Source organism: Terrabacter sp. 01T434 (assembly GCF_056398545.1).
In genome coordinates this window covers 1-13,883 of sequence record NZ_JBFTPP010000005.1, presented here as the reverse complement: position 1 = coordinate 13,883, position 13,883 = coordinate 1, and the positions used below count along the sequence as shown (strand labels likewise).

The following is a 13,883-nucleotide window of genomic DNA, read 5'->3' as shown; positions in this document are numbered from 1 at the left end:
CCGTTGGTGCGCGTCAGGAGCGACACGCCGGCCGACACGCCGTGATCGACGCGCCACGTCTACCAACGGTCGTCGGTCGGCGGGGTCCGGGTCAGCCGGCGTCGCCCCGGTGGATCGGGGCGTGCGGGAACGACGTCTCGGCGACGCCTTCCAGCTCGGCCCGGTGGTTGCGGATGAGGTCGAGGTTGCGGTCGCGCAGGTGGTCGAAGGCCTGGCCGACGTTGGACCCGGGTGTCAGCGACGAGAGCGCCTCGGCCGGGTCGAGCCGCGCTGTCACCCAGCCGGGGTGCGTCGCGGCCTTGGCCACGATGTGCCCGATCGGCGTCACGATGTGCGAGTTGCCGAAGTAGAGCACGCCGGCCGGGTCGGCGCCGACGGCGTTGGCGCCGATGACGTAGACGTGGTTGTCGTAGGCACGCGCCCTCGACGTGAGGTCCCAGATGTCGGCCGAGCGCAGCAGCGCCGACGGGCGGCAGATGACCTCGGCGCCCTGCACGGCCTGGATCCGCGACAGCTCGGGGTAGTCGCCGTCGAAGCAGATGATCATGCCGATCCGGCCGAGCTCGGTGTCGCACACCGTGACGGTGTCGCCAGGCGTCACCCAGCCGCCGCCGGAGACGATCTCGGAGCAGAACGGGTGCGTCTTGCGGTAGGTGCCGAGCAGGTCGCCCGCCGGGCCGATGAGCGCCGACGAGTTGTAGACGACGCCCCGCTCCGGGCCGCGCTCGTAGGTGCCGAAGCAGATGTGCACGCCCAGTTCGCGTGCGACGGCCTGGATCGACTCGATCATCGCGCCCGGCAGCTCGGTGACGAGGTCCCAGAGCTCCTCCTTGGAGCAGCCCGGGGTGAAGCCGGTGCTCGCCGTCTCGGGCAGGACGACGAGCTCGGCGCCGGTGGCGGCGACGCACGCGCGGGTCATCTCGACGCACGTGTCGACGTTGGCGCGGATCGTCTCGGGGGTGAGGGGAGCCGCGACGGGGGCGACCTGGACAGCCGCGGCGGTGAACGCGCGCACTGTCACCGCCTCCCGATGGCCCAGCCGACGACGACGCCGACGAGGGCGACGGCTCCGCCGGTGACGACGCCGAGGGCGAAGTCGCGCCCGGCGAACGGCGCCGCGGGGGCCGGCCGGCCGGCATACGTCACGGGCGCAGGCGCCCCACTGGGTATGCCGGGTGCTCCCGTCGGCGTGACGGCCTCGGGAGCGCTCGGGGCGGGGACACGGACGCCGGAGATGTCGGCGTCGACGGCGGAGAAGAACTGTCCTGCCATCTTCTTCGTGATACCGGCGAGCATGCGCTGGCCGACGCCGCCGATGACCCCGCCGACGGAGGCGTCGGCGTCGTAGGTGAGCTCGGTGCCGCCGGCGAGGGACGGCGCCAGGCGCACGACGACGTCGGCGTCGACGGTGCCGGGCGCGCCCGCGCCGGAGGCCTTCATGGTGAAGGAGTCGGGGTGCTTAGGGTCGCGGAGCGAGACCTCGCCGTCGTAGGTGCCCTTGATCGCCGCGACCCCGGCCGTGACCGTCATCGCGTAGTGGTCGGGACCGAGCTCGGTGAGGCGCTCGCAGCCGGGGAGGCAGCGCGCGAGCACGGCCGGGTCGTGGAAGGCGTCCCACACCTGCTGCGGGTCGGCCGCGAGAGTGGCGGATCCGGTGATCTTCATGCGGACGGCTCCTTCGATGACGTGTGTGACAGGCGGTGCAGCGACGGGATCTCGCCGTCCGCGTGGCGGCGGCGCAGCTCCCAGAGCTCGTTGGGCGAGATCGGCATCCGGGTGATCGGGAAGCCCTCGGCGTCCTCGATGGCCGAGGCGATGACGGCCGACACGGGGATACACCCCGCCTCGCCGGCACCCTTGATGCCCAAGGGATTCAGCGGGCTGGGGGTCTCGAGGTGGTCGGCCTCGATGGTCGGCACCTCGGACGCGTAGGGCATGAGGAAGTCCATGAAGCTCGCGTTGAGCAGCTGCCCGGACTCGTCGTAGGCCATCCGCTCGTAGAGGGCGCCACCCACACCTTGGGCGACGCCGCCGTGGACCTGGCCCTCGACGATCATCGGGTTGATCATCGTGCCGCAGTCGTGGATGACGCAGTAGCGCAGGATCTTGATCTCGGCCGTGACCGGGTCGGTCTCGACGATGGCTGCGTGCATGCCGTTGGCGAAGGTCGCTTGGGTGGGGGAGTAGAAGCCCTTGCCCTCGAGGCCCGGCTCCTCGCCCTCGGCGACGGGCGGCTTGTCGGGGTCGAACGTGCCGGCGAACTGCGTTGCGGCCTTGGCGGCTTCGTCGAACGCGTAGCGCAGCGGGTTGGAAAGCACCGACACCGTGCCGAGGCTCATCGACGTCGTCGGGGCGCCCTTGACGCGCACCGTGCCCTCGACGATCTCGAGGTCGTCGGGCGACACCTCGAGGGCGTCGGCGGCGATGCGCAGCGCCTTCTCGCGCACCTTGCGGGCGCCGAGGGCGATGGCGCTGCCGCTCATGACCGCGGCGCGCGACGCGAAGGTGCCCACGGCATACGCCATCTTGCGGGTGTCGCCCGTCGTGACGTGGACGTCCTGCATGCGGACGCCGAGCTCCTGGGCGACGATCTGCGCGAAGACGGTCTCGTGGCCCTGACCCTGCGACGTCAGGCCCGTCGCCACGTTGACCCGGCCGCTCGTCTCGATCTGGATGTGGCCGCCCTCGTAGGGCCCGACGCCGGTTCCCTCGACGTAGCAACCGATCCCGAGGCCGACCTTGCGTCCCTCGGCCTCGGCCTGGCGGCGGTAGTCGGCGAAGTCGTCCCAGCCGACGAGCTCCTTGAGCTTGGCGAGGCTGGCCGGGAAGTCACCGGAGTCGTACTTCAGCGGGCGGCCGTCCTGGAAGAGCAGGCCGTGGTCGTAGGGCATCTCGCTCGGCAGGATGAAGTTGCGCGAGCGCACCTCGGCGCGGTCGAGGCCGAGCTCGTCGGCGATGGCGTCCATGGTGCGCTCCATCGCGAAGACGCCCTGCGGACGGCCGGCGCCCCGATAGGGCGTCACGAGAACGGTGTTCGTGTAGAGCGACCAGAACTCGCAGCGGTAGGTCCCGGGCTTGTAGGGGCCGAGCAGCTGGGTCGAGGTGATGATCGGGACGATGATCCCGTAGGGGGTGTAGGCGCCGTTGTCGTGCCAGAACTTGACGTCGAGCGCGAGCAGGTGGCCCTCGTCGTCGAAGCCGACAGTGACCCGCTGGAGCTGGCCGCGCTCGTGCGCGGCGCTGATGAAGTGCTCGCGCCGGTCCTCGGCCCACTTGACCGGGCGTCCGACGAGCATGGCGGCCCACGGCACGAGGACCTCCTCGGGCCACGGGTGCACGATCTTGACGCCGAAGCCGCCGCCCACGTCGGGGGCGATGCACTCGACCTTCGCGAGGGGCAGGTCGAGCTTGGCCGCGACGGCGGCGCGGACGCCGGTCGAGGTCTGCGTCGAGGAGTACATCCGCAGCTCGCCGCGGTCCCGGTCCCAGCGCGCGTAGACGCCCCGGCCCTCCATCGGCATGCAGGCGCTGCGCTCGATGTCGAGGTCGAGCGTCAGGGTGTGCGGCGCGGCGGCCATGGCGGCGTCGACGTCACCGACCTCCTGGAGCATGTGGGCCGCGACGTTGCCGGGCACGTCGTCGTGGACGAGCAGGTCGCCGTCCCGGGCGTGCTCGATGCCGACGACGACGGGCAGCTGGTCGTAGGTGACGCGGATGCGCTGGCAGGCGTCCTCGGCGACGTATCGGTCGGTCGCGACGACCATCACGATCGGCTCGCCGACGTGGTTGACCTCGTCCTTGGCCAGGGCGTAGCCGGTGCGCCCGTGGGTCAGCGTCGGGTGCGGGATGAGCAGCGGCAGCGGCTCGCCGACCCGGCCGGGGAGGTCCTCGTGGACGTAGATGCCGACGACGCCCTCGACGTCGATGGCGTCCGAGGCGTCGATGTCGACGATGCGCGCGTGGGCGTGCGGGCTGCGGACGAAGGCTGCCGCCAGGGCGTCGTGGCCGAGGTCGTCGAGGTAGCGGCCACCGCCGGTGACGAGGCGCGGGTCCTCCTTGCGCTTGATCGGCGCGCCGAACATCTGCGTCGTCATGACTGCTCCTCGGTGGCGCCTGCGCGCTCGGCCCTGATCTCGGCGGCGCGCAGGACGCTCTTGACGATGTTCTGGTAGCCGGTGCAGCGGCACAGGTTGCCCGAGATCGCCTCTCGCGCCTCCTCGCTCGTCGGAGAGGGGTTCTCCTCGAGGTATGCCGTCACAGTCGTGAGGAAGCCCGGGGTGCAGAAGCCGCACTGGAGCCCGTGGCACTCGGCGAAGGCCTGCTGGACCGGGTTCATCGACTCGCCGGTCGGCGCGACCCGGGCGTCGGGCGCCGAGCAGAGGCCCTCGACCGTCGTGATCGCGTGGTCCTGGGCCGTGACGGCGAACATCAGGCACGAGCGCATCGGCTGGTCGTCGACGAGGACGGTGCAGGCGCCGCACACGCCGTGCTCGCAGCCGACGTGGGTGCCGGTGAGCTCGAGGTCGTGGCGCAGGAAGTCCGAGAGGAGGCGGCGGGCCGGGACGGTGGCCGAGCGGCGCACCCCGTTGACCGTGACCGTCACCTCGTGGAGCGTCTCGCTGGTCGTGTCAGTCATGGCTGGCTCCTGCGCGGTCGGCGGCCTGGGGGAGGGTGCGGCGGGTGAGCTCCGCGACGAGCATGCGGCGGTAGTCGGCACTCGCGTGGATGTCGCCCTCGGGCTCGACGTGCTCGCGCACCGCCTCGGCGGCCGCGTCGAGCGCCGCGTCCCACGCGCCCGTGCCCGGCTCGACGCCACCGAGCGCCGGCCCGAGGTCGAGCACGGACGGGACGTCGGTGACGGAGACGAACGAGGCGCGAGCGGCCGACACGACGCCGTCGGTCACCGTGACCGCCACCCCGACGCCGGCCATCGCATAGTCGCCGTGACGCCGTGCGGCCTCGGTGAAGGCGGTGCCGGTCCCGGACGGGAACCGGCCGAAACGCACTGCCACCGCGAGCTCCTCGGCCGCGAGCGACGTCTCGAGCGCGCCGAGGAAGAAGTCGGACCAGCCGATCTCGCGCGCCCCGGCGGGCCCCGCCACCTCGACGACGCCGTCGGTCAGCGCGAGGATCGCCGGCATCTCACCGGCCGCGTCGGCGTGCGCGATGGAGCCGACCGTCGTGCCCCGGTTCCGGATGGCGGGGTGGGCGACGTTGACGAGCGCCTGGCGCAGGAGGGGGAGGACGGCATACGCACTCTCGGAGCGCTCGAGGCCGGCGTGGCGCACGAGCGCGCCCACCCGGACGGCCGACGGCGTCACCTCGATCGTGTCGAGGCCGGCGACGCGGTTGATGTCGACGAGGTGCGCCGGCGAGGCCAGGCGCATGTTGAGGATGGGGATGAGGCTCTGGCCGCCCGCGAGGACCTTGCCGTCGTGACCGACCTCGGTGAGGACGGAGACGGCCTGCTCGACGGTGAGCGGTGCGTGGTGCTCGAAGGGGGCGGGCTTCACCGAACCGATCCTGCCTTCCGACCCCCGGTGGGGACTAGTGATCGTTGTGCATCGCTGCACGTGGGCTTTTGGCAACTTCTGCCGTGAACGGCCGTGGGCCCCCGATGCGAGATCGGAGGCCCACGGGCGCGTGGTGCGTGCTGTCTCAGCGGCGGCGCAGGTCCGGTCCGCCCGGGCGGTCCTGGTAGAGGTCGTCGATGCCGTCGGCGTCGCCGTAGTCCCCTTCCCGTTCGCCGAGCGAGATCATCGTGCCGCTCGCGGCGTCGGCCCGCTCACGCAGGTCCGCCGGGGCGAGGGCGCGGGCCGCGTGGTAGGCCACGATGGTCACGATCGTGCCGAGCGCGATGCCACCGAGCGTGAAGTCCGACGTGAAGACGAGCGAGACGCCGCCGATGCCGATGATGATGCCGGCCGCGATGGGCACGAGGTTGATCGGGTTGCCGAAGTCGACCCCGTTCTCCTTCCAGATCTTCGCGCCGAGCAGGCCGATCATGCCGTAGAGCACGACGGTGATGCCGCCGAGCACGCCACCCGGCACGGAGGCGACGAGGGCGCCGAACTTCGGCGAGAGGCCGAAGATGATCGCGACGATCGCGGCGACGTAGTAGGCGGCCGTCGAGTAGACGCGGGTGGCCGCCATGACCCCGATGTTCTCGGCGTACGTCGTCGTCGGCGAACCACCGACGGAGCTCGCGATGACCGTACCGATGCCGTCGGCGGCGATGGCCCGGCCCATGTAGGGGTCGAGGTTCGTCTTCGTCATCTCGGCGACGGCCTTGACGTGGCCGGTGTTCTCGGCGACGAGGGCGATGACGGCCGGGAGCACGAGCAGGATCGCGGCGATCGAGAACGACGGTGCGTGGATGCCGACGATCTCCTTGCCGTCGGCGCCGGTCGTCGACGTCGGCGGGAGGCCGAACCACGGCTGAGCGGCGAGGTTGTCGAAGTTCGTCCGGAAGTGCGTCGTGACCTTGCCGGCGCCGGCGTCGTAGGACGTGATCTGCCCGAACACCTTGTCGAAGAGCCACGAGATGACGTAGCCGAAGATGAGCGCGAGGAAGACCGCGATGCGCGACGCGAAGCCCTTGAAGGCGACCGCGCAGATGATCGTGAACGCCATGACGAGCAGCGCCACCCACTGGTCCTGGGGCCAATAGATGCTGGCGACGACCGGCGCGAGGTTGAAGCCGATGAGCATCACGACGGCGCCCGTCACGACCGGCGGCAGCACCTTGTGCAGCACCGCGGACCCGGCGAAGTGGATTGCCACACCGATGAGCGCGAGCACGGCGCCGGCGACGAGGATCGCGCCCGTCACGTCGGCGGACGTGCCGCCCTGCGCACGGATGGCCGCCACCGCGCCGACGAAGCTCGCCGACGTGCCGAGGTAGCTGGGCACCTTGCCCTTGACGATGAGCAGGAAGCAGATCGTCGCGATCCCGCTCATCATGATCGCGAGCTGGGCGTTGAGGCCCATGACCAGCGGGAAGACGAAGGTCGCCCCGAACATCGCGACGACGTGCTGCGCACCCAGACCGACCGTCCTGCCCCACGCCAGTCGTTCGTCCGGGGCCACGACGTCGTCGGGGCCCATCGTCTTGCCGTCCCCGTGCAGTTTCCAGCCCAAGCCCAAAGCCATTCCGACTCCTATGGTTGCCCCATGAGGTGATGGGGGTCACGTCCCACTCCGGGATGGCCGAAAACTACTCCCACGACAGGGGACTGCGTTCGTCAAACGTTGATACACGCCGACGGAGACCCTCTGGCAGGAGATGACGTATGCCGGGTGCCCGACTTGTCGGGTCCCGCCGGGTGCGTGGAGGTTCGCACCCCCCTTCGGCAATCGAAAGAGCAATCCGCCCGCCTCGGGACCAGGCGACGGATTGCTCTTTCGATTGCCGTCCGACGGCATACGCCATCGCGTGGGGTCAGATGCCGCGCATCTGGTGGATCTTCAGAGCGAGGTCCGCGCGTCCTCCTTCTGTAATCGAAAGAGCAATCCGCCCCTCACGCGCGTGGGACCGCGCGCTCGCGCTGGGAGGGGGACGGATTGCTCTTTCGATTGTCGTGGGGGTGCCGGAACGAGTCAGATGCCGCGCATCTGGTGGATCTTCAGMGCGAGGGCGAGCGTCAGGCGCAGGTCGGGGTCGGTCGTGAAGGGGCCGAGGATCTTCTCGAGCTTGCCGATGCGGTAGCGCAGCGTGTTGTAGTGGAAGAAGAGCAGACGGGCGGTCTCGGCGACGTTCATGTTGGTGTCGAGCAGGATGCTCAGGGTCTGGCGCAGGCCGGCATACTCCGGCGAGTCGTCGGTGGCGAGCTCGCGCAGCGACTCGGTGACGAAGCGGCGCAGGTCGGCGCCGTCAGGGATGAGCGCGAGCAGGCGGTAGATGCCGAGGCCGTCGACGTGCGTCAGGGCGCCGTCGCCGTGCATCTGGCGTCCGACCGTGACCGCCGAGAGCGCCTCGTCGTACGCGTGGGGCAGGCCGGCCGGGGACGTGATCGGCCGCGACACCCCGGCGGAGAAGCTGCGCCGACCGCCGCCGCCGTCGCCGCGCACGACCCGAACGTACTCGCCGACGATCCGCATCACGGTCTCGGTCTCCGCCTCGGCCGGGACGCCGATGAGGGCGACGACCTCGCGGCTGAATCCCATGACGGGAGAACGGGAGTCGCGCACAGCCACGGCGTGCGTCCAGGCCCGGGCGAAGCGCTGCTGGAGGAAGCGCACCTCGTCGGCGTCGCGGGTCGAGCGGTCGTCGTCCTCGTCGGTCTCGGCGACGACGACGACCATCGGGCGGTCGATGTCCCAGCCGAGCGAGCTCGCGTGGGCCACGGCCTCGACGGGGGAGCCGGCGCGACCGGCCAGCGCGTCGCGGAGGAACTCGGCGCGGTACTTGCTCTCCACCGCCGAGACGGCCTCGTCCTTGGTGATGGCGAGGGCGGCGACCGTCGCGGCCCGCTCGAGCAGGCGCACGTCGTCGACCGTGAGGTGGCGGTGGCTGCAGAAGGCGATGAGGACGCCGTGGTCGAGGTGTCCGGCGACGATGCGCACGGCGGAGCGGTTCGCCGTCGGTCCGTCGGGGCGCGGGCCCATCGGCTCGGCCTCCGTGAGCAGCCGGCCGGTGCGGTCGAAGCACTCGAGCGACAGCGTGCGCTCCAGCTCCTGCGGCGACCCGGCGCGGGCGATGACGCGGCCGTCCGTCGTCGTCACCATCACGGCGCCGTCGAGGAAACCGACGACCTGCTCGCAGAGGTCGTCGAGCGAGCCGCCGGCGAGGACGATCTGCACGAGCGCCCGGTCGGCGTCCTCGAGCCGGCGCAGGATCGCGGTCTGGTGCTCGAGGATCGCGCTGAGCACCTCGGTGGTGAACGTCGCGATGTGCTCGAGCGGGACGTCGATGACCGGCAGCCCGGTCAGCTCGGCCGCGGACACGAGCGCGGCGAGGGGCTTGCCGCTGAGCCCCGAGACGACGAGCGCGGCGGCGCCGGCCGAGTCCAGGGCCGTCACGACGTCGCCGAGGTCACGGAGGTCGCCGTCCAGCTCGGCCAGGCCCGCGGCGTCGGTGAGGACGAGCCGGTGGGCGAGTCGCGTCCTGGGGTCCGAGTCGGGGTCCGAGCCGGTGTCCGCGTCGGCACCCGCGTCGCGCAACGCCGACCTGAGCGGCGTCGTGCTGTCGACGCTGACGTCGAGGCGACGATGGCCGGCGCGGACGGCGCCGTGGGCGGCGGCGGCGAGCCCGGCGATGAGCCGCAGGGAGATGCCGGACACCTCGGGCTCGGCGTCCCGGGGGCGCGCCGGTGCTGGCAAGTCACCCTCGGGTGCGGCCGGATCGTTGGCAACTTTCACCATGAGCGCACCCTACCCAGCGTCGATAGCGTCGCGTCAGCGGTCCGCGTCTGCGGTCCATCACACGGCGCGGGAGGTGCGGATGGGCGACGGTCTCGAGGTGACGCTGCTGCCCGCCGCGGTGTCGCCGCTCGTCGCCGCCGAGGTGGCCGGTGCGCCCCGGCGCTGCCGGGTGCTCGCGGCGTTCCCGATGTGCCTCTATCTCGACCTCGGCGCGCACGAGCGGGTCCTCGCCGTGCTCGCCTCCGACGCCGTCGCCCTGCCCATCGGCATCCGGCTCGCCCTGCCGTCGACCGAGGTCCGCTGGGGCGTCGAGCCCGGTGCGCACGTGGTCGTGGGTGAGGGGCGCGTATGCCTTCCGCGGGCTGACGTCGTCGCCGTGCGACCCCTGCGGCCGGGTCTGGTGCGGCCGGCGGCCCGCGGGACAGGGGCCGGGGCGGCCGCGCTGCCCGAGCCCGGTGTCCTCGGTGACCTCGCCCACGACCTGACGGCTGCGGCCCTGGCCGGTCGCTCGCCCGAGGCCGGCGTCCGCGGCCTCGTCGGCGTTGGTCGTGGGCTGACCCCGAGCGGAGACGACGCCCTCTGCGGGGTGCTGCTCACCCTCGCGGCGGTCGATGTGCCGGGCGCCCGACACGCCGGGGCCGCCGTCGCCGTTGCCGTGCGCAGCGCGCTGTCGCGGACGACGAGCCTGTCCGCCGCGCTCCTCGTCGCCGCCGGGGAGGGGTATGCCGTCCCGGACGTCGCGCGCCTCGTCACCCTCGTCGCCGGGGCCGGGTCGATCGGCCGGAACGACCGCCCCGAACCCGTCCCTGGCGGAGGTTCCCGTGGTTCGGTCCGGCCGCTCGGACCGTCCACCGATCTCACCGGCCCCACCAGCCTCACCAACCTCACCGACCTCGTCGGCCGGGTGCTCGCCATCGGGCACTCCTCCGGCCGGGACCTGCTCTCCGGCGTCAGCGGTGCGCTCCGTGCCGTCGACGCCCTCCCGTCCGTCTCCCGCCAACACCCCCACGAAGGAGCCCACCGTGGCTGACCACGTCGAGCTGAGAACCGGCGCCTACTTCGACTCCGTGACCCTGATGCAGGTCTCGCGCACCGTCGCCGCCGCCCCCGGGGTGGAGGCCGCCCAGGTCGCCATGGCGACCGAGCTCAACCTCGAGGTCATCCGCGGCATGGGGTTCGAGGTGCCGGACTCGGCGCCGAACGACCTCGTCGTGGCGATCCGGGGCGACGAGGCCGGTATCGCCGCCGGTCAGGCCGCGCTCGAGTCCGCGCTCACCCAGAGCCGTTCTGCTGCAAGCGGTTCCGGTGGATTCGGTGAGGCGCCTGCGGCCCGGACGCTCGGTGGCGCGATCCGCCGGTCCGGCGCCGACCTGGCCCTCGTCTCGGTCCCCGGCGAGCACGCCGCCGCCGAGGCGTTCGACGCCGTCCGGGCCGGGATCTCCGTCATGGTCTTCTCCGACAACGTTCCCGTCGAGGACGAGGTCCGCCTCAAGGACGCCGCGGCTGCCGCCGACGTGCTCGTCATGGGTCCGGACTGCGGCACCGCCGTCGTCGGCGGCGTGGCGCTCGGCTTCGCCAACGTCGTGCGCTCGGGCTCCGTCGGCCTCGTCGCGGCCTCGGGCACCGGGGCGCAGCAGGTCATGTGCCTGCTCGACGCGGCCGGGGTCGGCATCAGCCACTGCCTCGGGGTCGGCGGCCGTGACCTGTCCTCCGCCGTCGCTGCGCGCTCGACGAAGCAGGCGCTCGCCGCGCTCGCGGCCGACCCGGAGACCACGTCGATCGTCGTCGTGTCCAAGCCCCCCGCGCCCGAGGTGCTCGCAGACCTGGAGGCGTATGCCGCCGCCCTCGGCAAGCCGGTCCTCTGGGCGACGCTCGGGGCCGGGCGACCCGACCTCACCACCGCGGTCGAGGCGGCGCTGGCCGCCACCGGTCACGTCGTGCCGGAGACGTGGCGCACGTGGCGGCCCGGCGTCTCAGACGACGACTGGGCGAAGCTCACGCCGGAAGCCCGATCGGCAGCAGTTCAGGGGAGCTCGCTGCGTGGGCTCTTCTGCGGCGGCACGCTCGCCGACGAGGCGATGCTCGTGGCCGGCGAGGTGCTCGGGGACATCAAGTCCAACATCCCCCTCCGGCCCGAGCTCGGGCTCGGTGCCGACCTGCGCGACCCCGGGCACGTCGTCATCGACTTCGGCGACGACACGATGACCGTCGGCCGCGCGCACCCGATGATCGACCCCTCGCTGCGGCTCGAGCGGATCGCCGTCGAGGCCGCCGACCCGACGTGTGGCGTGCTGCTCCTCGACCTCGTCCTCGGTCACGGCGCCCATCCAGATCCCGCGCCCGAGCTCGCCGATGCCATCCGGGCGGCGCGCGCGACCGCCGCCGCTGACGGCCGGCACCTCGACGTCGTCGTCTCCCTGACCGGATCCGAGGGTGACCCCCAGGGACTCGAGCGGAGCGCCAGCCGGCTCGTCCAGGCCGGTGCGGTCGTCATGCTGTCGAATGCGGCCGCCACCCGCGAGGCCCTGCGGCTGCTCGGCCACGACGTGACGAAGCCGGACCGCGCGACGAGCGACACGGCATACGCGACCGAGCCTGCGGCCCAACGAAATGCGGGTGATGAGCAGCTCCACGGACTGCTCAGCAACGACGTCTCCGTGGCGTCTGCGGGGGTGTCGCTCTTCTCGGACGCCCTTCGAGCGCAGGCCGTCTCGGTCACCGAGGCGGCGTGGCAGCCGCCGATGGCGGGCACCGCTGGTGACCTGGCCCGTGTCCTTGCCGACTCACGACGCGACGCGGCCAACGCCGAGGCGCTGCGCCGGATGACCGCCGCCGGCGCCGACCTCGTCGACGTGCGGCCCGCGCACGAGGTGCTGGGGCTCGAGCGCGGCACGTTCCTGCACGCCGGGCCGCCGATCGAGTTCGCCCGTGCCTCAGGGCCGCTCAAGGGTGCGCTGATCGGCGCCATGCTCTTCGAGGGCCTCGCCGACACCGCGGAGGAGGCCGAGGCCAAGCTCGAGAAGGGTGACGGCGTCACCCTCGAGCCGTGCCACCACCGCGACGCCGTCGGCCCCATGGCCGGCGTCATCAGCCCGTCGATGTGGGTCTACGAGCTGCGCGACGAGGTGCACGACAACACGTCGTGGTGCTCGCTCAACGAGGGTCTCGGCAAGGTGCTGCGCTACGGCGCATACGGGCCCGAGGTCATCGACCGGCTGCGGTGGATGAACACCGTGCTCGGGCCGATCCTCCAGCAGGCCGTGCGCGCCCGCGTCGAGCAGCAGGGCCCCATCGACATCAAGGCGATCATCGCCCAGATGCTCCAGATGGGCGACGAGGGCCACAACCGCAACCGCGCCGGGTCCCTCATGCTCCTGCGCGAGCTCCTGCCGACGATGATCACGGCCGACGCGCCGTCGGCCGACATCGCCGAGGCGGTGCGCTTCTCGGGCGCCAACGAGCACTTCTTCCTCAACCTCGGCATGCCGGCGTGCAAGCTGAGCACCCTTGCCGCCCATGGCATCCCGGGATCGAGTGTCGTCACGACGATGGCGCGCAACGGCACCGACTTCGGCATCCGCGTGTCGGGCACGGGCGACCAGTGGTTCACCGGTCCCGCCAACACGCCCGAAGGGCTCTTCCTCGGCGCCTACGGCCCGGACGACGCGAACCCCGACATCGGCGACTCGGCCATCACCGAGACGGCCGGCATCGGCGGCTTCGCCATGGCCGCGGCGCCGGCGATCGTGAAGTTCGTCGGCGGTGACGTGCCCTTCGCGCTGCGGGCCACGCAGACGATGTACGAGATCACGGTGGGGGAGCACACGGCCTACCAGGTGCCGATCCTCGAGTTCCGGGGGACGCCGACCGGCATCGACGTCGCCGCGGTCGCGCGGACCGGCATCCTGCCCCAGATCAACACCGGCATGGCCGGCCGCGTCGCGGGCACGGGCCAGGTCGGCGCCGGCCTCGTGACGCCCCCGGAGCAGTGCTTCACCCAGGCCCTGGCGGCCCTCGCCGCCGCCACCAAGGAGCCCTGACACCCCCGAAGTCGAGTGCCCACTTCCCGACGGCTTGGCTTCAGATCGTCTGCGCAACACGGATTGCGTGGAGGCAGGCGATGGGTGGAATCCCGGGGACGTATTCCTGGGCTCAGCGGCAGCAGGCGTTGGGGCTGCTGGAGCAGGGCCTACCGGCGTTGGAGGTAGCGCGGCGGATCGCGGTGGACCGTCGCGCGGTGGGTCGATGGGCCAAGGTGGTGGGTATGACCTTTCGGATGGGGCCCGTCGGTGGCCTCGCGCGCCCTGCCGCACCGGTGAGCGAGGGTGACTGGACCGACGCGCGGGGGCGTCTGACCGACGCCGGCCGGGGCGTGATCGCGCTGCGGCTGGGCGAGGGCCACCGCCCGGCCCGGATCGCCGCGGAGCTGGGCGTGCACCGATCCAGCGTGACCCGGGAGCTGGCCCGCAACCGCGTCGGCGGGGTGTACTCGGTCCGGATCGCGCAGCAACGCACCCACG

General features: G+C 72.2%; 10 protein-coding genes. 3 read left to right on the top strand and 7 right to left on the bottom strand.

Annotation, left to right across the window (positions count from 1 at the left end):
• Positions 1-91 precede the first annotated feature (91 nt).
• The 7 genes from AC1DIW_RS11385 to AC1DIW_RS11355 form a co-directional block, all read right to left on the bottom strand.
• A complete protein-coding gene (locus AC1DIW_RS11385; RefSeq protein WP_478108247.1) occupies positions 92-1,015 on the bottom strand; it encodes a carbon-nitrogen hydrolase family protein in 924 nt (307 codons plus the stop codon).
• Positions 1,016-1,017: 2 nt separating this feature from the next.
• The gene (locus AC1DIW_RS11380) at positions 1,018-1,665 is read right to left on the bottom strand and encodes an SRPBCC family protein (protein ID WP_478108245.1); all 648 of its coding nucleotides are present in this window, start codon (positions 1,663-1,665) and stop codon (positions 1,018-1,020) included.
• Positions 1,662-4,094: an aerobic carbon-monoxide dehydrogenase large subunit gene (gene cutA / locus AC1DIW_RS11375; protein WP_478108243.1), complete on the bottom strand. Its 2,433-nt coding sequence runs from the start codon at positions 4,092-4,094 to the stop codon at positions 1,662-1,664. Before cutA ends, AC1DIW_RS11380 begins: the two co-directional genes overlap by 4 nt.
• Positions 4,091-4,636 (bottom strand): (2Fe-2S)-binding protein, encoded by a 546-nt coding sequence (locus tag AC1DIW_RS11370; protein WP_478108241.1) that lies wholly within the window; start codon positions 4,634-4,636, stop codon positions 4,091-4,093. Before AC1DIW_RS11370 ends, cutA begins: the two co-directional genes overlap by 4 nt.
• Positions 4,629-5,513 (bottom strand): FAD binding domain-containing protein, encoded by an 885-nt coding sequence (locus tag AC1DIW_RS11365; RefSeq protein ID WP_478108239.1) that lies wholly within the window; start codon positions 5,511-5,513, stop codon positions 4,629-4,631. Before AC1DIW_RS11365 ends, AC1DIW_RS11370 begins: the two co-directional genes overlap by 8 nt.
• Positions 5,514-5,658: 145 nt before the next feature.
• Positions 5,659-7,152 (bottom strand): uracil-xanthine permease family protein, encoded by a 1,494-nt coding sequence (locus tag AC1DIW_RS11360; RefSeq protein WP_442277866.1) that lies wholly within the window; start codon positions 7,150-7,152, stop codon positions 5,659-5,661.
• Between the two features lie 447 nt (positions 7,153-7,599).
• Positions 7,600-9,363 carry a helix-turn-helix domain-containing protein gene (locus AC1DIW_RS11355; protein ID WP_478108237.1) on the bottom strand — a complete coding sequence of 588 codons (1,764 nt, stop codon included), beginning with the start codon at positions 9,361-9,363 and terminating at the stop codon, positions 7,600-7,602.
• Positions 9,364-9,442: 79 nt separating this feature from the next.
• On the opposite strand from AC1DIW_RS11355, the gene AC1DIW_RS11350 reads away from it, so the two are divergent.
• From AC1DIW_RS11350 to AC1DIW_RS11340, 3 genes are all read left to right on the top strand, one after another.
• On the top strand, positions 9,443-10,393 hold the full coding sequence (locus tag AC1DIW_RS11350; protein ID WP_478108235.1) for an oxamate carbamoyltransferase subunit AllH family protein: 951 nt from the start codon (positions 9,443-9,445) through the stop codon (positions 10,391-10,393).
• A complete protein-coding gene (locus tag AC1DIW_RS11345; protein ID WP_478108233.1) occupies positions 10,386-13,403 on the top strand; it encodes a bifunctional FdrA/YlbE family protein in 3,018 nt (1,005 codons plus the stop codon). Before AC1DIW_RS11350 ends, AC1DIW_RS11345 begins: the two co-directional genes overlap by 8 nt.
• Positions 13,404-13,627: 224 nt before the next feature.
• On the top strand, positions 13,628-13,883 hold a 256-nt coding region (locus AC1DIW_RS11340; protein WP_478108231.1), incomplete at its 3' end, for a helix-turn-helix domain-containing protein.

Bases quoted from the DNA above. Each gene is read 5' to 3' on its own strand.
- AC1DIW_RS11370 (WP_478108241.1), bottom strand. From the start codon at position 4,636: ATGACTGACACGACCAGCGAGACGCTCCACGAGGTGACGGTCACGGTC.
- cutA (WP_478108243.1), bottom strand. From the start codon at position 4,094: ATGACGACGCAGATGTTCGGCGCGCCGATCAAGCGCAAGGAGGACCCG.
- AC1DIW_RS11360 (WP_442277866.1), bottom strand. From the start codon at position 7,152: ATGGCTTTGGGCTTGGGCTGGAAACTGCACGGGGACGGCAAGACGATG.
- AC1DIW_RS11350 (WP_478108235.1), top strand. From the start codon at position 9,443: ATGGGCGACGGTCTCGAGGTGACGCTGCTGCCCGCCGCGGTGTCGCCG.
- AC1DIW_RS11380 (WP_478108245.1), bottom strand. From the start codon at position 1,665: ATGAAGATCACCGGATCCGCCACTCTCGCGGCCGACCCGCAGCAGGTG.